The organism is Endozoicomonas gorgoniicola (assembly GCF_025562715.2).
Classification (GTDB): Bacteria; Pseudomonadota; Gammaproteobacteria; order Pseudomonadales; family Endozoicomonadaceae; genus Endozoicomonas_A; species Endozoicomonas_A gorgoniicola.
This window is the reverse complement of the sequence record NZ_JAPFCC010000001.1, coordinates 1,416,446-1,438,037: the sequence shown is the minus strand read 5'-3', so window position 1 is coordinate 1,438,037 and position 21,592 is coordinate 1,416,446. Positions and strand designations below refer to the sequence as shown.

The following is a 21,592-nucleotide window of genomic DNA, read 5'->3' as shown; positions in this document are numbered from 1 at the left end:
GCCACAAGCCCTTCAGCATCAGAGGAAGCCATTTCACTGACTTCCTTTGCCCCGGGTTTTAGCCGTAAAAAGCCTGGTACGCCCGGTAAGTTTCATAAATATCAAACTTGGATGCCACTTCCAGCGGCGAGTGCATGGACAGCAGGGCGGGGCCGGCGTCAATGGTGCGAATGCCGTAGTGGGCCAGGAATTTAGCCACGGTGCCGCCACCACCTTCGTCAACTTTGCCCAGCATACCCACCTGCCACTTGATGCCTGCGCTGTCGAACAGTTGCCTTAGCTGGGCTATATATTCCGCGTCAGCGTCGTTGGTCATGGATTTACCTCTGGAGCCGGTGTATTTGGTCAGTACCAGACCGTACCCCAGTTTGGACGCGTTCTGCTCATCATGAACTGACTTGAACAGAGGGTTAATGCCGGCATTGACATCAGACGACAAAGCTCGTGAATTCCAAAGGCACTGCCGAAGTACTCTGGCGCTGTAATCCTGATGGCGAATTTTAGTGATCAGCTCATCCATGAAGTACTCCAGATAGCGGGACTGAAGCCCTGTGCTGCCTGTTGAGCCGGTTTCTTCCTTATCCACCAGGAAGCAGATGGCGGTGGTTTGTGGTGTATGGTCGATGTCCAGAATGGCTTTCAGGGACGTGTAGGCACAGATACGGTCGTCATGACCATAGGCGCCTACCAGACTGCGGTCGATGCCCACATCTCTGGCTTTGCCAGCCGGTACCAGCTGCAATTCGGCGGAAATAAAGTCCTCTTCAACAATGCCGTAGGCCTCATTCAGCTTTTGCAGGATGTTGTATTTGACGCGATCCTTGATAGTTTCGTCATTGATGGTGGTGGGCTCGGAACCCACCAGAATATGCATCTCTTCACCTTTTAGCACCTCTGACGCCTTTCTGTCCCTTTGAACCTTATGGTCAAGGTGGGGAAGCAGGTCGGGAATAGTGAATACCGGATCACTGTCCTGTTCGCCAATGGTGATATCCACCTTCTGGCCATTTTTAAGCACAACCAGACCGTGAAGCGCCAGGGGGCGGGAAGCCCACTGGTATTTTTTGATGCCGCCGTAGTAGTGGGTTTTCATCAGCGCCAGTTCAGTGTCTTCGTACAAGGGCTGCTGCTTGATATCCAGTCGGGGGGAGTCAATATGGGACACGACAAAGTTGGCACCTTTGGCGATATCCTGCTGGCCGATTACTGCCAGAACTACGTTTTTTTCCCGGTTGTTGAACCAGACCCGATCACCAGGCACCAGTGTCGTTTTGCTGTCAGCGCTGATGAATCCACGGGCTTCGGCCAGACGAATGGCTTCGGTGACGCACTTCCTTTCAGTTTTTCCGGCATCCAGATACTGCTTGTAGCCTTCACAGAAGACGGTGATGTTTTCTTTCTGTTCGGGGTTCAGGGCTTTCCAGCCATTGTCTCGTTGGTACAGCATGGGAGAGTTTCCTTCCTTTTTTCCCTGTTAATCACGGGCTGTGATCCATTAATCAGGCACTTTTTTTGCCTGCTGTTGGAAAGTTTTGGCGGGAGAATTGTGCGGCTCATTCTGTAGTTCGGCATTGATATAAGGCAATGGTTTTGTATTATGGGAGCCCATCGCCGGGTTGCGGGCTCAAAGTCCCGTTTTTTGGGTTGTTCTGTTTCCTGTTGATTGCCAGAGGTGTCCGAAAAAATCTTGGCATATCACCGGCTGATGGTTAGTCTTTGCCGGGCAGGAGTTGAACCTGCTGGATTTCAATGAATGATTTTATCGCGATAATATCCACTGCCATCAATCAGCCCTGTGTTATGCATTGGGCTAACATCCCCTAAATGCTGTAAGAGGATACTTTCATGACTGAAGAAGACTATGTTCTGGATTTGATCGAAAGGCTAAAACCATCTCTGCCCATCGTTGCAACACCGGGTAAAGCCATGATTCAACAGTTTCGATCAGACAATAGCGTTATAAAGCTCAAAAAAGGGCAAAAGTTCAATATTACAGATTGCCACTATCTTGGTAATGAAGGTGGTCTTGCCTTTGCCTGTGAAATTAACGTAAAAGGTAAAAAACACATGCTTGTTGCCTCTATTACCCAGCTTCGCCTGGAAGACGCCAAACACCCACTTTACAAAGAGCTGAGAAGCTACCAACTGAGCAGAACAGAATGGCTGGCCAGAAATAACCGCTCTTCCATGACACATACATTTCCATAATTGAAGGTGAACTATGCGTTGACAAAATAGAGGTTGGTCTGCCCCTGCCAAGACCAAATAGTAACGAAGCTGGCCAAAGATCAGACAGCACCGCTACTGAAATCGCTGTAGAGCATGTTGCCAAACCAGCGGTTGTTTTTCTCTATCTATCGAAGCAGAATTAACAAGCCCTTTCAGCGCTCGGTAAAAATAATAATGAAAAAAACACTCGCACTGTCTATGACTCTATCGGTGGTGGCTGCCTTGCAGACACCGTTTTTTATCAGCACCGCCCGCGCCCATGGCTGGAGTGAATTTCCTCCGGCCCGACAGGCGGTCTGCTATGACCAGGGGGGCATCTGGAGTGGCACGCCGCCGAACCCGGCCTGCGCCCAGGCGAAAGCGATATCCGGAAGCTACCCGTTTGTTCAGCGTAATGAGTACGCTAAGAATATTAATGACTACAACAATATGCAGGCGGTACGCAGCGCCATTCCAGACGGTACACTCTGTTATGCCAATGATGATAAGAAAGCGGGCATGGGCGCAGCTCATACCGGCTGGACCCGGACCGAAGTAAAAGCGGGCACCTTTGAATTTGTGTTTAATGCCACGGCTCCCCACAACCCGTCGTTCTGGCAGTTTTATCTGACCAAACCCAATGCGGACCTGTCTAAAAAACTGGCCTGGGGCGACCTTGAACTGATTCAGGAAGTGGGCAATGTGCCGGTGGTAGCTGGAAAGTACCGGATGGATGTGACCATTCCTGAAAGTCGTTCCGGCAATGCCATTCTTTATACGCGCTGGCAGCGGGATGATTCGGCGGGTGAAGGCTTTTATAATTGCAGCGATATTGCGATTGTCAATGACAACAACACCCCGGACCCTGAACCCAAACAGCCTTACCTGGTGCAGGGCAACGCCTTTATTCCACAAAATATCAGCCTTGACTCAGCCACGGTGGGCAAGGTGGTGAACTATACCGTGCTTAATCAGAATGCCGAGCGCCATGCGTCGTTCTCGGTCGCTATTAGTGACAGCAACAAAGACGACTGGGATCGTCTGCTAGCGTCCGAAGTGAACGGCTGGTATGAGGCCAATTACAATGGTGATGTCTTTATTGGGCGCTGGCATGATGAAATGAGTCATTACATGTATTTCCGCAATGACTTGCACGGTAACTACTTTAACTCCAGGGATGCCGGATTCTCCGGGCAATTCAGCATTACCGATGCCATTGCCCTGCAGGCTGTGATTACGCCGAAGGTGCTTAAACCTCTGGAAAATGCCAGTGTAGTCCATGGCGATTTTGTGGTGCTTACGCCATCTGACAGTAATGGTCATCAGGTCGATGTTCAGTGGCAGCAAACCAGCGGAATCACGGTGCAGACCACCACCGGCACCAATCAACAGCTGATGATTGATACCTCCACCCTGCCCAACGCCCGTCATGAGCTAACCTTCCAGCTGGCTCTGAGCAGCAATGGTGTCAGTGATGATGAAGTGTATTCCTTTGTTGTGCAGCCTTCCGGGTCGGACGACTCTGGTGGTGGCGGTGATGATGATAATTCCGGCGGCAATGATTTCGGTGTCGCGTCGTGGAGTGCCACCAAGGCTTATACCCAGGGCGATGTGGTCAGCCACGCTGGCAAAACCTGGACAGCCCAATGGTGGACCCGGGGCGAAGAGCCCGGCACAACTGGTGACTGGGGAGTCTGGCGGTAATTGAGTGAACCTGGCGATCGTTTCCATCCATGACGGCATTACGCCGTTTGGGTGGGAATGGCAATATCCGCTAAGCCACATCAACACCAGTCACAGAATTCCAGGGAGCATCTCTGAATCGTTGGAAATATAATCTCTCGATAAATTCACAAATAATTTTGTTATGAGGTTCTCCTGAATTCGTATCATAAGTGCATAACCTCTTTAACCAGAGGACTGTTTCAGAACCTTTGAAGTGAATCAGAACTCAGGGGGTTCCTTTGATACAGACGCTTTCCGGGTTTGTTTACAGGTGCGAATAAAATCCACCAGAATGTCAGCAGTCCATTTTTCTGCCTGACAGCCCGGAGGTAAAGGGACGGGGGCATAAGTTCCCTGGTTTAATTTTTCAGCAACAGCCTGATCACTTTCACGAATCTTGTAATATTCTATTAGCCTCATGACTTCTTTCGACCACTCGGGATGCTTGTTCGTTATGGCGTAAATTTTATCAAATTTTTGGTTTCTGGGAGAATCCTTAACGGCTGTCTGGTCGGGATTAATTCCCAGTGACACAAAAATATATCGAACAGTCCGACTGGAAAGGTTTTTAAGTCTCTCGGGGTTGATATGCAAAGTGCTAATCAGGTCTTCAGAGATTTCAGGGTTTCTCTCCAGGAAAGCCGTCATTTGTTTAAGCAGTGGACCAGGTTTGACCACTTCTTTTACAAGAAGTTGCCTTTCCAAAAGAGATTTAAACTCACCTTCCCGGTTGGAATTCTCTGGTAGCGACAGGTTAAAATGTTCCAACAAGCCCGATACAGCCAGGGGAGTCCATCTCTCGTACCCATCTAGAGCAGCAGGCAAACCAATAGAATAGTTTTGTATTGTCTCTTGCTTAATCTTTGACCAGCTTATATCAGAACTTAACTGTGCCACGATTTCATACCGGTTCAGTCCGTTGGCAATAGCTTCCTCAAGAAACGTTTTCATTGCCGCGCGGTAGTCATCTGAGTCAGGCTTGCAGACTCGCAATGTATCTATTGGTCGCCATTGTTGAGATTCGTCGGTAACACTAACTTTTGCACCAGACTTATTTATCAGGTGTTTCAACAAAAACCGGGTTGCCGACCTATCCTTCTTTATTCCATCTTTTATACAAGGGTCATTGATCCAGAGGTCGCGTAGCTTGGCATTACATCCACAGATTGCTTCTGTGGCTTTCCTGAATCCGTTTTTAAAGCTGGACAGTCGCTCAATATTCATTCTCAGGGGAGGGCTGCCGGTTTCTTCAAACCCAAGCAAGCGCCAGTGATCAATGGTTAAATCTAACCAGCGGGATGACCCCTGGAGTTCGTCTGGTATACCTTCAACCAAGGGAATTCGATAGTTTTTTTCAGCGTTATTCCGAAAACGGTGTATTGATGCGAACAAACCATCCGTACCAATGGACGTTCGAATAGATTCAAGCGTTTCACCCTCCTTTTGTTTGCGCTGTAAAGCCTCATGTAATGCCTGAGTATATTCGGGGGTATCAAAACGAAAACAGTCTACCCGGTCAAGTGGGTCTACCTTTGCAGTCGGGTCCTCAAGCAGAGCCAGACATCGAATATGAGCTGTGCTCCATACTGATACGTCCCGAAACAGATCGGGCCATAATTCAGAGGGCGACAGAAAAAAGCTGCTCATTTTAAAAATGTAATTTTGTCCCGGAGCTCTCTTCAAACATGAATCTACCTTAAATTGTTGGATATAGTCGAGAACTCTTTTACGCTCCTTTTGCAGACACTGTTTTTTTTCCTCACCTTCATCCATTTTTCGGTATTCCTGCATCTCCAGAAGTTGTAATTCATTCTTCAAGACCTTCAGCGTCTCTTCTGATTCTGGATTATGACAGGAATTAATGGCTTGCTTTAACCATTCGATCACATCTTCTATGTAAACAGGGCTATTAACAGGAGGTGCTACGTCAACATCGTTTTCAATAAATGCGTAAAAATAATTCACACCGCTGTTATCAAGTCTGCCATCGTTATCAATGCAATGATAAAGATAGCTGAGATAGTGAAATTTATTCATATTCGGAATATTCAGACGTTCAAATAAATATCGAACATCGCCTGGTGTCCAACTTTGACCACCGGAAAAAGGGTTTTGATGGTTTTTGTTGAGAGCATAGATCAGCTTGGAAGCCTTCCACTCTGTTAATTTTTTATCAATAAAATCCCTGAGGCATTTTAGTTTATCCTGATGCTCGCTGTTGTCAGAAGCAGTGATAGACGCCGTTAAACTATCTTCCGAGAAATCAATAGAGACAGCCTTTGGGCAAAGTGTTGAATCAAAATATTGATCGGGAGCCCAAAAATGTCCCTTTTTCGATAACATAGTGCCATAGTTTAAAAACAGTTCACTCCCCGGCTGAATATCTTTACAGGCAACCGCCAGAAAGCAATAATCCTGTTCGGTTGGTTTTCTGCGGAGAACTGTTTTACTCGAGGTACTTGATTGAATCAGTGCCGGATTAAGGCACAAGTAAATGATCCACGTTCTTAGAACGTGGTTTTGCTTTATGCCCCCTAAAAGGGGGCTGAAACCGCCAGCCTTCAGAGAAGGCTGGTGAGAGTTGTCCCAAGATTGCAGGTTATTTCCTGAAGTCTATCTCCTGTTGGAGACGTTCTTTCTTTTCTTGGTACTTCACATACTTACGGATCATTTCTGCATCTACACCGACAGTATCGACACAGTAGCCTTTTGACCAAAAGTGATTGCCCCAGTATGGTTTCTTCTTGAGGTACGGAAATCTCGTGAACAGCCTCAAAGCTGTTCGCCCCTTCAACGTTCCCAGGAGCGTCGATATCGAAACTTTCGGCGGCACTTTTACCAGCAAATGCACATGGTCACTCTGGATGTTCAGTTCCACTACCGTACATCCAAGCTGACTACAAAATACTTGAATACTGTTATGAACCTCGGCTTTCACGGCTCCGGTCAGGACTCGAAACCTGTATTTGGGCACCCAAACTATATGATATTGGCAATGCCAAATGACATGCGTTAACTTTTCAAATCTACTCATGCTACTTCCTATCTCTAGTAGTTGTGGGGACAACTCAGAGATAAGGAGTAGCATGGGTAGTTCATGGCAGGCGGAGCCAACCATTCATGACCACGTCCATAGGACGTGGGTTTTCACGATGCACTAAAAATTCAATATTATCGCATTCTTGTTGAGAGTTTATGTGACTGATTGCATCACTGGAGTCGATAGCATCGATCCCTATCAGGACTTTTTGTTTTTGCTGGTCACGATAATAAATATATGGGCTGTGTGCCTGATAACTGGCAGGCCGTTGTAATAATGTTGGCGTCCCTTCTGCATCAGTCCACACCAACTTTTTAAGTGGCTCATCTTTTGGGTAACCGCACAACCGCAATTCCACTTTTGTTAATTCCCGGATATTAATGGGTATACCCCGATAAATAGCAACTACCTGCCCTTTTTTTACTGGTTCAGCACCACCTCTTAAAAAAACGCCCCGATTATGAACGGCTCCGGTTTTAACCTCAAGGTTGTGTTTCTGATAATGGTCAATGGTCTCCCGTATTTCAGGGGTAGGAGGGGGGATAAAATCAGTACACTTATCCAGATCAGTGAGTACAAAACAGCAGCCCCCGCGCTCTTCAAGGCCCGGTTTTGTGATCGCCACTCTTCGGGAACGCTTGGGCGCAGGCTCTGCTTCCGGCAGAGAATACGAAGCTGAACCTATATGTGTCAGTGGTTCTGTCTCTGATACAGATCGAAGAGATTCACCCAGAACGCACCGGATTTCAGAATCGTTCTCCTCATGAGGTCGTTTTCGCGATATTAGCTCCTGAGGGAGAACAGGTGCAGAATTTAAATTAAAAGCCGAATTTTGCACTGACAACCTCCTGTTCTACGTCATTCATTAGCGCCAGATGTTACCCTACCTTCGTTTTTTGGAAGATACCGTTTTTCCTCTGGGAATTTTTCGCTTAACCGTGTTCTGCATCGTCTCACCCTGACCTTCTGAATGCATTGACATCGCGTCTGATGTATCACTCAATTTGCGCCAGTCAAACAGTACTTTATTCTGCCTGACACGGGATTTAGCCGTTTTGCTGGATGCGTTGTTGGCCATAACGAATGAAAAATCTGCCCATAAGCCAGCCAACTGCATTAATTTATTCCCACTACTGTCCCGGTGCGCTTTTGCAAGTGTGCTAAGCCACTCCCATGGCTGCCAGCATTCCGGGGTGAACGCTTTAAGTGCTTCATCTTCATTCTGTTCATTTCGCCAGTCTGTTAATTGACCGATCTCTTCATCGCTGTATAAATTTTTGGCCTCTCCCCCCGGGTTAGCTTTATCGACACCGATGCTACGCACCCCCTCCATTTTGCGGCAGAAACTGGCGTGGGACAGCGAGTGCCAGGAAGTGACCGGGGCATGATTATAAAAATCTTCAAGAAAGGAAGCCTGGAACCAGCAGCAGTTCCCGATGATAACACGTCGATAGTCGTTCAAAATTATTTCATCGTTTCAAAAAATCAACGGCAACCAACACCCTGCACCCTAAGTGCATCACTGAATATACTGTTGCCCCTGAAACCTTGACTACAGCAACATCCTACGAAGTGTTAATTTTAACCCTACCCGGCTTTATACCCTTGTTAATCGCTTCAAATAACTCATCCCACCCTTCAAGAAACCAGGACAGGAAAATACGTGTGATTAACTTCCATAGGTAAGTACGAACACCTTTCGATCGTTCTTTTAAGGCTTTTTGAAACTCCGGGCTGGTCATTTCCTGAATTTGATCAACCATAAATGCCAAAAAGGTCAAATAAGCCAGATTCGTAGCCAGATGGTACTTTCCATGACCATAGTTATGCTCAATGTTGTAGCCTTGGTTTTTCAGGGTATTAAACGTTTGGTTTTCTATATGCCAGCGACACCGTCCTCCTATCATAATTTCTTCAACGGTTTCTTCTGTTAACTCAATATCAGTAACCCAGCACCAAGTATGGCGATTACCTTCTTTATCAGTTTCAACGTAATCAAGAACATTTACATTTTCAGCAAAATCGGATGCATTAAGTGGTACGTTATTGGCGTAGCGGAACCAGTGTTTAGTGCCTTTTTCTTTATTGGTTATCTCATGATAATTGAGGTTACCCTGATCGCACAGCGCATTCATGGCCTCAATAAGCGATTTATGATTCCCGTCTTTGGCAACAATAATGTAATGCCAGCCATAGCTCCTGATCAGCTCAATGGTGGGGTTATCAGCGTAGAGGCCGTCTAGGAGAATCGCTAAATTAAGATGAGGGTGCTCTCGTTTGACGTGTGCCAAATAGCGTTTTATTGCATTTTTTTCACAATCATTTTTGGTGGCACCATCCTGAAGAACGATAGCTTCCGGTGCAAAGGGAATAACTGTTTTTTGCTCTGGGTGAACTATACATCCACCCATTAAGTTGTGGTAATAGGATTCGTTGCGCTTCCCCTTGTTCTTTACACAACATTCATTGCAACGGCATTCTCCGGAATAAAATAGGCCAGTTCCATCAACAGGCATCAGGTAACAGTCTTTTAAATCTCCACACTTGAACTCAAAAGCCTTGAGAAGTTTATTTCGCTGAACCAAAGAGAAGAGTTTTTTGAATGGCTTGCGGAACTCCTCTGGCGCTATTGGATCAAGAATCTCTCTCATATGGGTGTCACAAGGTACTTTTCCGTCTTTCACGTGATACATGGTTTCAAGATTATGGCGAATAACAGGATCGGCCTGATCCGTATCAAACGACAGAAGAGAATCATATTTCTGATGCATCATGGCAAAAGCAGACTTTGCAAAATTAGAAAAAGGAATACCATTGGAACAGTGGTTAGGACGGTAGTCCGGAATGGTATCAAAGCATTTGCAAGCCTGAAGGATAAGGTTTTTGACACAAAGGTGCTTACTGTATTTCTGGAGAGCAGTGGTCATAATTGACTCAACGACGACCGGTACAGGAACTTTTCATTTTAGCCTCTTTAGTCTGCGAAAGCATTTTTTTTGTTCATGCTGCCGGCTTAGTCTTGCAAGGGGCTAAATGATCAGCGGGAATTGCTGTGGAACCAGTAATTGTTGACAAGTTCCCGATCGCCGTCACAAAAGTCTCTGGCTATTTGATTAAGAATTTCGTTCTCCTCGGCAGGGTCGAATTTAGAAGGACTACCCAGATCTTTCTTACTCCTGATTATTACGGGATCTCCATTTTTCTGTTTACAGATCGGGTAACCCAGAGCAACATAAGCTTGTGGAATTCCCAGTTGTTCAGACCGTTTGAAAAGTTCCGCTAAGTTTTGTGGCGCCTCAGGCAACAGGACTGTCTCAGAGGTGCTGGCAACAGGTTCATCAGTGATCACCGGCGATACGTCAACCTGAACAGACACCGGTTCGGCAGGCAGGGGCGAAACAGTTCCGGAGCTCGCTGGTTCACTACTGCATTCCCCACTGACCGACTCAATCAGATGCTCAGGTGACGCTGACAAGGGTTCGAAAAAGAGTGTTTGGGCAGGCTGCTTGTTCAGCTGTTCCCGTAAGGCCAGAATAGATGCTTGCTGTTCAGATAATTCAGCGTTTAAATGACTAACCTCTGTACGCTTTTGCTCAAGTTCTTGTTCTAAAGAAGCTTTCTCCCCTACCTCTTTTTCAAGTTTCGCTTCTAACCGCTGATTTTCCTCAAGCAAAGTATTAGAGTATGATGACGCCTGTTCTGATGATTCTCTTTCCTGGAGCAACCGGTCTTTTAAAATTAGAATTTCCTGATCTTTCCCTTTCGTTTCCACGGTTAGTTTTTGTACTTCAAGCATCTGTTCCTGTTCAGAGGATTTCAATTTTTCAATTTCTGTCTCTGCTGTTTTAAGATCATTATTTTTCTGATTTATATTTTCATTCAAGCTTGTTTTATCCGATTTAAGCTGTTTGGCAAGTTGTTCTGAACCATTAAGCTTTTCTTGTGTCCTTTCTAACAAGCCTTTTGTTTCATCCAGCTGACTTTTTATATTTTCACAGGTGGAAGCGGATTCGACCAGTTCCTGTTTCAGGTCAGACAACATTGATTCCAGTTTTTTAACTTCCAGGTCTTTATTTAAAAGCAGCTCATTGGTTTTATCAGACTGTTCTTTCTGCTTGGAAAACCACAAGTCTTGCTTTAAATTTAGTTGATTAATAGTCTGGTTCAGTTTGTTTATCTCAGCCATTGAGGCTGTCTCTTTTTCGTTGAGTTCTACACGTAGTTGTTCAAGCTTATCTTCCAAAGTCTTTTTTGATTGTTCTTCTTGACTCATTAGTTGAGCCAACTCATCCGTTTTTTCTACCAATAGACTTTTTGTTTCCTCAAGTTGACCTTTTATATTTTCACAGATGGAAGCGGATTCGACCAGTTCCTGTTCCAGGTCAGACAACATTGATTCCAGTTTTTTAACTTCCAAATCTTTATTTAAAAGCAGCTCATTGGTGTTATCAGACTGTTCTTTCTGCTTAGAAAACCACAATTTTTGCTTTAAATTTAACAGATTAATTTTCCGGGTCAGTTTGTTTCTCTCAGCCATTGAGGCTGTCTCTTTTTCGTTGAGTTCTGCACGTAGTTGTTCAACCTTATCTTCCAAAGTTTTTTTTGATTGTTCTTCTTGACTCATTAGTTGAGCTAACTCATCCGTTTTCTCTACCAATAGACTTTTTGTTTCCTCAAGTTGACTTTCCACACTCTTATATGAAGACGACAATTCATCTAGCTGGTTCTTCATTATTGATTCTGATGATTTCAACTGAGTCACTTGCTGTTCTTTATCTGAAAGCTCTTTGCCTGATGCATCAAGGCTCTCTCTTAACAGATTAATAGTCCGGGTCAGTTTGTTTCTCTCAGCCATTGAGGCTGTCTCTTTTTCACTGAGTTCTACACGTAGTTGTTCAACCTTATCTTCCAAAGTCTTTTTTGATTGTTCTTCTTGACTCATTAGTTGAGCCAACTCATCCGTTTTTTCTACCAATAGACTTTTTGTTTCCTCAAGTTGACCTTTTATATTTTCACAGATGGAAGCAGATTCGACCAGTTCCTGTTCCAGGTCAGACAACATTGATTCCAGTTTTTTAACTTCCAGGTCTTTATTTAAAAGCAGCTCATTGGTGTTATCAGACTGTTCTTTCTGCTTAGAAAACCACAATTTTTGCTTTAAATTTAACAGATTAATTTTCCGGGTCAGTTTGTTTCTCTCAGCCATTGAAGCTGTCTCTTTTTCGTTGAGTTCTGCACGTAGTTGTTCAAGCTTATCCTCTAAAGTCTTTTTTGATTGTTCTTCTTGACTCATTAGTTGAGCTAACTCATCCGTTTTCTCTACCAATAGACTTTTTGTTTCCTCAAGTTGACTTCCCACACTCTTATATGAAGACGACAATTCATCTAGCTGGTTCTTCATTATTGATTCTGATGATTTCAACTGAGTCACTTGCTGCTCTTTATCTGAAAGCTCTTTGCCTGATGCATCAAGGCTCTCTCTTAACAGATTAATAGTCCGGGTCAGTTTGTTACTCTCAGCCATTGAGGCTGTCTCTTTTTCGCTGAGTTCTACACGTAGTTGTTCAACCTTATCTTCCAAAGTCTTTTTTGATTGTTCTTCTTGACTCATTAGTTGAGCCAACTCATCCGTTTTTTCTACCAATAGACTTTTTGTTTCCTCAAGTTGACTTTCCACACTCTTATATGAAGACGACAATTCATCTAGCTGATTCTTCATTATTAATTCTGATGATTTTAACTGAGTCATTTGCTGCTCTTTATCTGAAAGCTCTTTGCCTGATGCATCAAGACTCTCTCTTAAATCAGTCAGTTTTTTTTCACATTGTAAAACCTTAACTTGTTGGTCAATAACTTCTTGTTTCATATTTTTAAATGATTCTTCAATCTTTTTCTTTTCGTCCTTTAACTGATTTATTTGTCTATCTAACTCGGTATTTTTTTCTTTCTGCTTATTTTCGGCGTCTTGTGCTTTATTAAGGTCAGACCTCAGCTGTTCTTTTTCAGTGTTTTGCTGTTCCTGTAACGACTGGGCTTCCATTCTCAGTTGATCAACCTCTGCTGTCATTATTGACAATTGTTGACTCTGTACTTGAAAAGCGTCTCTTATATTCGCGATATAATCTGTATGTTCATTTAATGAACGGGTCAGAGTATTGTTTTGTGACTCTAAGTTTTGATTGCGACTCAATGCCGACTGGAGATGATACTCATACTTAGCGATTTCAGTTGCCATGGTTAAAACATCAGGACGAAGAGTCTCTATTTGACGGGATAATTGTTCAATACGATTTAGCCAGTACGAGCTGGCTTGTTGCGATTGCCAGTCGACCGGGCTCTCATTGACAGGTTGGTGAGAGCCGCATGGAACGTCGCCTGACGACTCTCCCATTGATACAACGAATGCGGAAGTACCGGACTCCGTTATTTCCGGGGCTGATTGTGGCTGCTGGCTCTGCTGAAGGTTTTCAAATGAGTGAATTGTAGAGCCTGCTTCTGATTCCGATTGTGTAGATTGTAATTCCCTTAGTGATGCTGAAACGCTATTAAATGCTGATTCAATATCTGCTTCCGTCACATTGGGACAAGTACCACCTGAAAAATTTGGTAACAATCCACCTGTTGATTCCACTACCCTTGCGGATAGTGGAATGTTTACAGGCTCATTTTGCGGCTCATCCCCTTCTAACAGGGTACTCGGAGGGACCTCAGGTATCGTTGCCACTGCGTCCAAAATCTCTCTTTGATTCTGGTATAATTGTGGCTGACTTGATGATGGAATGTCTCTTGCCGAATTCATGGAACTACCTTTCGCATTAATCCTTATTTATAGCCTCGCTCCGGGGGACAGTGTATGAAACGAATTCTTTGAAAAGACTGTAATAAGCAGAGAAGGATAGTATTCAAAGAGTTTCATCAGTAATAGACTGGGGAAATGCATCAAAGTTCCCGAAGGGTGGGCTGTGCCGCATGTTACTTATCCGCGTTCAGCACCTATATCAGCAATAAACCTTGATATGGTCGTTAAGAATAAGTTTGATTATTTGCAGGCTACAGGATTATTTTTTCAGGCATCTCTGTTATGGGGCTGCTGAGGATTTCTTTAGCTGTGTTTGGTATATAATAGTCTTCGATAAATTATATAGCTTAGTTGTACAAATATGCGAACATTATTATTTATGCTTGCTTTGTTTTATTGTCACCCCCTCCAGGCTGTAAAAATAAACTGGGCATACCCATTATTACTTATTGGGCAAATGAGTGAAATTTTGCTCATAAGCAATAGTCGTATTTCTACAACTGCACTAGTTTCACTGAACCACCTACTAAATATTTTTGACTGTGGCGAACAAATTAACTCAAGTATATTTGAATTGCATGGTAGTTATCTTGATTCATTATATATGGATTTCTTATACCATGAAATTGATAACAGGCATACATTAGGTAGTGAAAGACAGCTTATACTTTATTTCTTTGGGGATTCAGATATACCAGAAAGCGAGCATGTTATACAAAAAATATTTCAATTATATTCAAACCCCATTGTTTCAAGAATTATTGGCAGCTACAGTTCGTTATTTACAGAGAGACAGATGCTTCCAATAGCTGGAGATCTTACAACCATATATAGAGATACAGATATTATAGTTGTATCAAAACCTTGTGGCCTATTAGTACACCCATGGGGTGGTTCTTTGGCTCCAACTCTAATGAATTGGTTGTTACATGAATATCCGGAATTAGCTTTCTTGCCTAGAGCCGGGATCGTACATAGATTAGATAGAGATACAACAGGTTTAGTCATTGTTGCCCGGAACTTAGCTTCTCAAATAGACTTAATCTGGAAAATATATAACCATCGTTTTATTAGGTTTTACGGAGCTATTTGTGAAGGAATCATTGATGATGATTGCGGCACAATTTCATGTAAAGTTGATACTCCCAGGTATAAACCAAAAGCACAGCTTGTAGGCATTACACATTTTGACGTGATTAAAAGATTTGAGTGTTGTACTTTTATACATGCACATCTTGAAACAGGAAGAAGACACCAAATTAGAGCTCACTTTTCAAGGCATTTGAATAATCCACTAGTTGGTGATCGGCTATACAACTCAAGATTTTGTCAGAAACATACTGATTCAAATGATATAACCCCTCACCTTGATAACTTTCCTCGTCCTGCACTTCATGCGTTTAGGATTGCTATTGAATTATTAAGATCAAATAATATATTAGTGATAACTATACAGTTACCTGAGGATATAATTAGTTTGTTAAATATACTAAACACTGAAAACAAATGAGCCTGAATTCAGGAGATTGCATTTCAGGAGCTGTTAAATGTTTTGTCCCGTACATAGGCAAGCGACACATCTCTTTAACAGAAGTGCCAGGGAGGTCACTGTCGTAAGGCGCTTTAATATTGGTTGCAGTGACAGTGCTGTCGATTGCAGCCACTCTTTTTTGTTCTGCTCATACCGATAAAATCGGCAGTGTGCGAATAGCCCACAGCCTTGTCTCACTCTCTATTTACAATAAAGAGTTGTAAGACTCATTGCTTACAACTAATAAAGTGTAAGTTGCCAATAAAACAACTTATTTAATGTAAATAGGCTACAATACAATTTATAAATTGTTTTTTAGGCTGCTTCTCATGAAAACTCAGGAAGAACTGGCACAAGCCCTTCAGCATCATCGGAAGGCGAAGGGTTTAGGGCAAAAGGACATGCGCCTCAAAATCGGTATGTCACAACAGCAGTATCAGCGAGCCGAGACGGGCAGTGACCTTCGGATTTCGACATTGCTCAGAATACTGGAAGGGCTGGACCTGGAGTTACAGATCGTTCCAAGGCAACAGGTTCGGAGCAGTGAAACGGTTTCTCCTGATCCAGTTGAAAGCTACTTTGAGTCAACTGAAAAAAAAGAATCTTCATGGCAGGCGTTCATGGACGACTTGGAGGACTGATTAATGGCTCAGCAAATACGCCCGGAGTACACAGAAGCACTGGAGCTGATTCTTCATGGTCAGCGTATAGGCATTCTGGTTCATTACTCTGGCGGACGGAATATTCTCACCTTTGATCCTGACTTCCGCCAAATGGCAACAGCGGTGCGACCAGTCTTTACCCTGACCCAGCTCTTGAAAGAAGACTATCTTGCCAGCAGGCAAAGCCACACCCAACGCGTACCTCCGGTACTTTCAAACCTGCTTCCGGAAGGTGCCTTAAGGGAGTGGCTGTCCAGCGCCCTGAAAACACATAGTGAAAATGAATTTCCGTTACTGCCATGGACAGGAAGCAACCTGCCGGGCGCATTGGAAGCAATGCCTCTCAGAGCAGGAGAAATACCCAATTGGGCATTGACTGGCCGGGAGCAGGTCCAGCCTGTTCAGATAGATGTAAACGTTCAGAATTCAAAGTTTTCCCTTGCCGGGGTACAGATGAAGTTTTCCAGTATTCGGAAAGACGGGCGTTTCAATATAAGCACCCGCATCGGCTCAGACAGCTGGATCATCAAAACGCCTTCAACAGTACATCGCAATATACCGGAAAACGAATACACCGCCATGAGACTGGCTGAAAGCATTGGTGTCGATATTCCGGAAATTCAGCTAATACCACTGGAGCAATTAGATAACCTGCCTGACATTGTACTGCCGGATGACACTGTAGCTTACGGCATTCGTCGTTTTGACCGTGGAGAACAGAACCAGGTACGAATTCATACAGAAGACTTTGCCCAGATATTCGAATTCTATGCCCACAAGAAATACAACCATGCCAACTATGAGCAGATAGGACGAGTCATCTATCAATTTAGTCAGAACGGACTTGCCGACCTGCAACAAATGGCAAGACGGCTACTGGCAAATATCCTGCTGGCAAACAGCGATGCCCACCTGAAAAACTGGAGCATGATTTATCCGGATCGTATCCACCCACGGCTATCACCTGCATACGATATTGTTACAACACTGCCTTATGTTAAGGGTGAAACCGGCAACGCTTTGAACATGGGTAAAGAAAAAGTCTGGAAGAATATCACCATGGAGACCTTCCAGTATTGGTCAACCCGAATAGGTGCGCCCTGGCCTGCTGTCAAAATACATCTTGAAGAAGCGATGATTGCGGCAAGAGAGAAGTGGCCTGAACTGATTCAGGCGTTACCCATGTCGGCCAGTCATAAATCTGCCCTTAAGCAACATCTGGCCGGGCTTTCATTAGCGTTTCGCATTGAGTTGTAAGTCATGCCGGCTGGTGAATACAAATCATAATTCGTGCCCAGCTGCTGAAAGAAGAGCTATTAACTTTTCCATTTTTCACCCTGGTGCTGGCTTCCATGCCTCAGAATTCAGCAATAACCGAATACAAACCTTTCCTTTTTTTTTGCAGGGCTATTTACCTTCAGTGTCACTTTTACTGTCCACTCCGGCTCCTCCCGGGCTTACACTGCCAAGTGCATCTGTCATTGGTTCTAATTGATCAGCTGGCGTTCTGTCCGGCAAATTAACAACCCGGCTCTGATCATTTGTTGGAATATTACCCGGCAAAGTTATACTATTATCCGGTTGATTATCTTTTGCGTCTTCTTCATCCTCAGTATCTTCATCATCATCGCTGTCAGAGCCTGACTCTGGACCCCATACCCCATCCAACACACCAAGAGCCTGCTCACCGTTGGCAGTTAAGTGCAGCCTGCCAACAAAATCCACTCGCCCTCCTGCCCCTCCAAATGGAGTGCTAATTTCAAACCTCGTAAGCTGACCATTGTCTGCATTATATACAGCTATGGCTTTAACCATGACCGAATTTTCACCATGTTGCGCTTCATTCGGCCCCAGATTCAAATGTCCCCAAATAGTAAATCGCTTAATGCCCGAGCCTTCATCAACATTATTATTATACGGACCTGGACAGACAGTAATACGATTCAGCAAGCCATTACTGTTTACAGTGCCATCAACAAAAGAGCCAAACGGCATCAATACAGGACCGGCACGAAGTCGATCCGATTGAGACAACTGAATGAGCAAGTCGAGTGTCAGAAGAGAAAACGCCTGGGGTCTGTTCTCCTGTCCTTCACCAGTGATTCCATAAGAGTTTAATGGTATTTCAGTATATGTGAGACCTCCTCCTTCCCATTCGGTCTCTGAATTTACCACTAAAAAATACCAACCTTGTTTCTCAACTTTCTTCACTCTGATCTTGGTGAGTCGACCGTTATTCTTATTTTCAAACATGAATTCAAGTTCACTAGCCTGCAAATTCAGAGCTGTGATTGCCAGTAAAAAAAACAGAGTCTGCAGCAAGATCAACCTGAGAAGCTTCAATTTTAGCCACCTGATATTCCAATGAATATATGGATAAAAAGTTAGTCTAGCTGAAATGGTCCCAAAAAATCAGACAGGAGTGTAAGCTCTGATTCATAACAAGAAGGACAACGTGAGCATGATCAAAAAACGTAAACAATAAAGTTCAAGCTTCAAGGCCAAAGTTGCTCTTGCTGCCATCAAGGGAGACCAGACTACTTCTGAGCTGGCAGCACGCTTTCAGGTTCATCCCACCATGGTGAGCACCTGGAAAAGGGAACTGCTGGAACGTGCACCCGAGCTGTTTGACAGCAAGTCTGGCAATAAGTCCAAAAGTCATCAGGATGAAGTCGATAACCTTTACCGGCAGATCGGTCAGCTTTCTGTGGAACGAGATTTTTTAGTACGCAAGCTCGATCATTGAAAAAAAGCACTCGCCTGAGTAGTAGAGCCCGGTTCCGTCAATGGCCAGCAGATAGTGATCCTTCAGGTCCGGACATGAGAAGCGATAGTCTTTGAGCATGCCGCCCCGTTGCACTTCAGCAAAGAGCTGCCTGAAAGGCTCTCTCATGGCCTTGGGGTCTACTGGGTCAAGGGTAGTGCACATTTAAGTGTCGCAAGGTATCTTGCCTTTGACACGGTACAGGTGATTCAGGTTGAACCTGAGTTCTTCCGTTTCCCGTTCCCGGTCAAACTCCAGTAAACTCGGATACTTCAGGTGCATCATGGCAAAAGCGTACATCAGTGTGTCCAGCAACGAAATCTTGTCCTGGTACTGGTTAGGACGGTGATCTGGAATCTTGGCAAAACTGTCACAGATTAGCTGGATCATACTGTCGAGGCACAGATGTTTTCGTGGTTTGCGCTCAGGCATGGTTCTAAATAACAAATTGCTGTCGTTTAGCTATCAAAAATAGACGCTAAAGTCTGCGAGCGCATTGATTTTTTGCGCCTCTGTAACCCTTGGGATTAGCGGGTCAAATTAAAACTGCGGGATTAGCTGTGATTGATGTCTTCATGTTGAAAAAGCCGGCAGACAATATTGTCTGCCGGCTTTTTTAATAGTGCGGTAAAAGAGTAGCAATTCCTCATAAATAAACGACAAAGTTCTTTATTTATATCAGCAAGCTGATGATTTCCAGAGAATAAAGCGAACCCTACTCATCAAACTCACTGAAACCATGTACTACTACCAATACGCCCCTGTCGAATAGGGCTTTTCACTTTGGAATTGGAAAGTAGAGTGTCGGAAAGTCATTAAGACCGACACCTGACTTGTATTCCTTCTCATAATCAGTTCCATTGTAGTACTTTTTGAGATATTCGAAAAAAAGTTGCATATCAGTGTCGTCTGAATCGCCACGCTGCCCAATAAATAAAATCGGCCCCCTCCGCTGCCAGCGGAGAACCGCAGCGAGTGCCGGATGCGCCTCATCCATGCGTTGCAAAATTCTGTCGAAAGGCCCGGGGCGTATTAAATTGTTCATTACAGCGTTCCTGATGATTTCTTGTTCCCGTAATAGCCTGTCACTACCCACAGTGGGCCAGCTCATTACCAGAAAATTGGTTTCAGGATGATTAGTAACCGCTTCAGGAGCTCCCTCCCTGGCCACATTAAAAAATAAATTATTATTTACATGGTTGTGGGTGACGTGAGTATGACTGGTTCCGGGGTCAGTGGCCAGCATGGGAATACCAAGACTATGCAAAAAAAACGACAATGAAGCATTGCCCGAAAAAACTTCAAGGCCATGCAGCTCTTCTCGTTGCTCAAGAGCCCAGCGTTCAAGTTCCCTGCTGACAGGTTCCAGCCACTGACGGGAAGGTGTGTAATAGATGCCATATTGGCTTCGTAGCGGGGCTGAGTCAGAGGGGAAAATTACGTTATGGAAGCGCTCAAGATAAAGAAAAGCGTCATCTGGACATGAGTTATTGAATAACATAGCGAACTCAGTCCAATACAAAGTAAACCAAAACTCTCTGTCTTCAGCCTGTGGCAGGCTGCCATCTCTCATTGTAGCCGTCAATAGAGGAATGAGAGCAGTTCCTCTTTGGAGAAAACGCATCATATTATTTTCTGAGAAGTGTTCCAAAAGGAGGGCTGTCTCGAATACTGGCTGACCTTCCGGTAATTGCCCTCGCTGCAGGGCTGAAAAATAATCTTCATTGTTGGTGCTCTGCCCTTGCGTACCGCCGGAAGTTCTGCCATCACTGAAATTCCGGATGAACGCAATGGCCGCTTCCCGCCCGTCCCTGTTCAGAATGCGGGAAAACAGGGTCCAGTACAATAAAAAGGCTTTTTGTTCCGGGGGCATATGGTGAGTAATCTCATCAGAGGTTAGTTCAGCTATCGCTCCTGAAAGATTTCCAGTACCAGCGAGTAAACCCAAACGCTCAAGATCGCTCATCGCATTCTCTTCAGAGAAATCATTGGGCTGAAGTGCTATGACCTCAGTATTGGGGGCCCCCGGATCTAAGGCTACAGCCCCCTGACTTTGTGGATCATTGTTGTTAACTGAGCCTCTTGCCTGGCTTCTTGTCAGTGGGTACACAAAAAAATGCGTCTGTTTAGGGTGAGGACTGAATAAGTCATTGTTTATATCCAGAGGGTTCTTTTTTTTTCCATTGACGTGGAAAGCACTATCAAGAATGTTTTTACTGGAGGGGATCGTCGATTTAAGTGAGGGTATGTTTATTAGTGGCTGAGTGAATAACAGATAACCCGGTGTCATTTCAGCGTTGGTAAGAGAGGACAGGATGTTAGCCAAAATAAAAGATAAAATACTTTTATTTTTACCTTTTGCCGTTTGGATAAAACGCGATGGAATTAACATATATTATTTTTTCTCCACTTCATTATGGCTCCGTTTGTGAAACCACCGTTTAATAAGTGATATTGAATAAATAAATTGTCTGTCCAGTGTAGATGAGTAAAATTAACTCACCTGAAAAATTATCTGAAAATTTTAATTACTATGGTACATTTAAAGCAATTCCTCATAAATAAACGACAAAGTTCTTTACATTTCTTCTTTCACTCTATCAGGTTAGAAATAATATTTGGGGAATTACTGGTAAAAGAGTATCAGTGATTCTGATCTTCAGGCCAGCCGGGGGGAATCAATCCCGGCCGACTGAAAGGAATGTGCTGTATCAGATTGAATACCTGTCGATTCTGGTCACTATTGTGAATAAAAATATGAGTGTGAGCCAATCTTTTTACTGTTCTGTTTTCAGGCACATTGATGTGAATAACATAGCCATAACAGCTCTCGTTAAACAGGGCTGGTAATTGGGTTCCCATG

17 protein-coding genes and 1 pseudogene are annotated in these 21,592 nt (G+C 44.2%); 6 read left to right on the top strand and 12 right to left on the bottom strand.

Features of this window, described 5'->3' with window-relative positions; all coding sequences use genetic code 11:
• Positions 1 to 58: 58 nt before the first annotated feature.
• On the bottom strand, positions 59 to 1,447 hold the full coding sequence (locus NX722_RS06615) for an aminopeptidase (RefSeq protein WP_262567291.1): 1,389 nt from the start codon (positions 1,445 to 1,447) through the stop codon (positions 59 to 61).
• A gap of 398 nt (positions 1,448 to 1,845) precedes the next feature.
• On the opposite strand from NX722_RS06615, the gene NX722_RS06610 reads away from it, so the two are divergent.
• Together NX722_RS06610 and NX722_RS28680 are read left to right on the top strand one after the other, a co-directional pair.
• Positions 1,846 to 2,208 (top strand): hypothetical protein, encoded by a 363-nt coding sequence (locus tag NX722_RS06610; RefSeq protein ID WP_262567290.1) that lies wholly within the window; start codon positions 1,846 to 1,848, stop codon positions 2,206 to 2,208.
• A gap of 195 nt (positions 2,209 to 2,403) precedes the next feature.
• Positions 2,404 to 3,912, top strand: coding sequence for a lytic polysaccharide monooxygenase (locus tag NX722_RS28680; protein WP_322740915.1), 1,509 nt, complete (start codon positions 2,404 to 2,406; stop codon positions 3,910 to 3,912).
• A 240-nt stretch (positions 3,913 to 4,152) separates the two neighbouring features.
• Here NX722_RS28680 and NX722_RS06595 read toward each other — a convergent pair whose 3' ends face one another.
• The 6 genes from NX722_RS06595 to NX722_RS06570 form a co-directional block, all read right to left on the bottom strand.
• Complete coding sequence (locus NX722_RS06595; RefSeq protein WP_262567289.1) at positions 4,153 to 6,276, bottom strand: hypothetical protein; 2,124 nt, start codon at positions 6,274 to 6,276, stop codon at positions 4,153 to 4,155.
• Between the two features lie 256 nt (positions 6,277 to 6,532).
• Positions 6,533 to 6,967, bottom strand: coding sequence for an IS200/IS605 family transposase (gene tnpA, locus NX722_RS06590; RefSeq protein ID WP_262564606.1), 435 nt, complete (start codon positions 6,965 to 6,967; stop codon positions 6,533 to 6,535).
• Positions 6,968 to 7,028: 61 nt separating this feature from the next.
• Entirely contained in the window at positions 7,029 to 7,598 is a 570-nt protein-coding gene (locus tag NX722_RS06585; protein WP_262567288.1) for a hypothetical protein, read from the bottom strand.
• 258 nt (positions 7,599 to 7,856) lie between these two features.
• Positions 7,857 to 8,435, bottom strand: a complete 579-nt coding sequence (locus NX722_RS06580; protein ID WP_262567287.1) for a hypothetical protein — start codon at positions 8,433 to 8,435, stop codon at positions 7,857 to 7,859.
• A gap of 103 nt (positions 8,436 to 8,538) precedes the next feature.
• Complete coding sequence (locus NX722_RS06575; RefSeq protein ID WP_262567286.1) at positions 8,539 to 9,900, bottom strand: transposase; 1,362 nt, start codon at positions 9,898 to 9,900, stop codon at positions 8,539 to 8,541.
• A gap of 110 nt (positions 9,901 to 10,010) precedes the next feature.
• The gene (locus NX722_RS06570) at positions 10,011 to 13,772 is read right to left on the bottom strand and encodes a hypothetical protein (RefSeq protein WP_262567285.1); all 3,762 of its coding nucleotides are present in this window, start codon (positions 13,770 to 13,772) and stop codon (positions 10,011 to 10,013) included.
• A gap of 361 nt (positions 13,773 to 14,133) precedes the next feature.
• Between NX722_RS06570 and NX722_RS06565 the strand changes: the two genes are divergently transcribed.
• The 3 genes from NX722_RS06565 (at position 14,134) to NX722_RS06555 (ending at position 17,222) form a co-directional block, all read left to right on the top strand.
• Positions 14,134 to 15,282, top strand: coding sequence for an RluA family pseudouridine synthase (locus NX722_RS06565; protein WP_262567284.1), 1,149 nt, complete (start codon positions 14,134 to 14,136; stop codon positions 15,280 to 15,282).
• Positions 15,283 to 15,632: 350 nt separating this feature from the next.
• Positions 15,633 to 15,944 (top strand): helix-turn-helix domain-containing protein, encoded by a 312-nt coding sequence (locus NX722_RS06560; RefSeq protein WP_262567283.1) that lies wholly within the window; start codon positions 15,633 to 15,635, stop codon positions 15,942 to 15,944.
• 3 nt (positions 15,945 to 15,947) lie between these two features.
• The gene (locus NX722_RS06555) at positions 15,948 to 17,222 is read left to right on the top strand and encodes a type II toxin-antitoxin system HipA family toxin (protein WP_262567282.1); all 1,275 of its coding nucleotides are present in this window, start codon (positions 15,948 to 15,950) and stop codon (positions 17,220 to 17,222) included.
• Positions 17,223 to 17,372: 150 nt separating this feature from the next.
• Here the strand turns inward: NX722_RS06555 and NX722_RS06550 are convergent, their stop codons facing one another.
• Entirely contained in the window at positions 17,373 to 18,308 is a 936-nt protein-coding gene (locus NX722_RS06550; protein WP_262567281.1) for a hypothetical protein, read from the bottom strand.
• 163 nt (positions 18,309 to 18,471) lie between these two features.
• Here NX722_RS06550 and NX722_RS06545 point away from each other — a divergent pair.
• Positions 18,472 to 18,711: pseudogene (locus NX722_RS06545) on the top strand (transposase); the annotation flags it as partial.
• Here NX722_RS06545 and NX722_RS06540 read toward each other — a convergent pair.
• From NX722_RS06540 to NX722_RS06525, 4 genes are all read right to left on the bottom strand, one after another.
• Positions 18,688 to 18,858 (bottom strand): hypothetical protein, encoded by a 171-nt coding sequence (locus tag NX722_RS06540; protein ID WP_262567280.1) that lies wholly within the window; start codon positions 18,856 to 18,858, stop codon positions 18,688 to 18,690. The pseudogene NX722_RS06545 and the gene NX722_RS06540 overlap by 24 nt on opposite strands.
• Before the next feature lie 36 nt (positions 18,859 to 18,894).
• Complete coding sequence (locus NX722_RS06535) at positions 18,895 to 19,161, bottom strand: hypothetical protein (RefSeq protein ID WP_262567279.1); 267 nt, start codon at positions 19,159 to 19,161, stop codon at positions 18,895 to 18,897.
• Positions 19,162 to 19,507: 346 nt separating this feature from the next.
• Positions 19,508 to 21,121, bottom strand: coding sequence for a hypothetical protein (locus tag NX722_RS06530; RefSeq protein WP_262567278.1), 1,614 nt, complete (start codon positions 21,119 to 21,121; stop codon positions 19,508 to 19,510).
• A 251-nt stretch (positions 21,122 to 21,372) separates the two neighbouring features.
• A complete protein-coding gene (locus tag NX722_RS06525; RefSeq protein ID WP_262567277.1) occupies positions 21,373 to 21,591 on the bottom strand; it encodes a hypothetical protein in 219 nt (72 codons plus the stop codon).
• Between the last annotated feature and the right edge of the window lies 1 nt (position 21,592).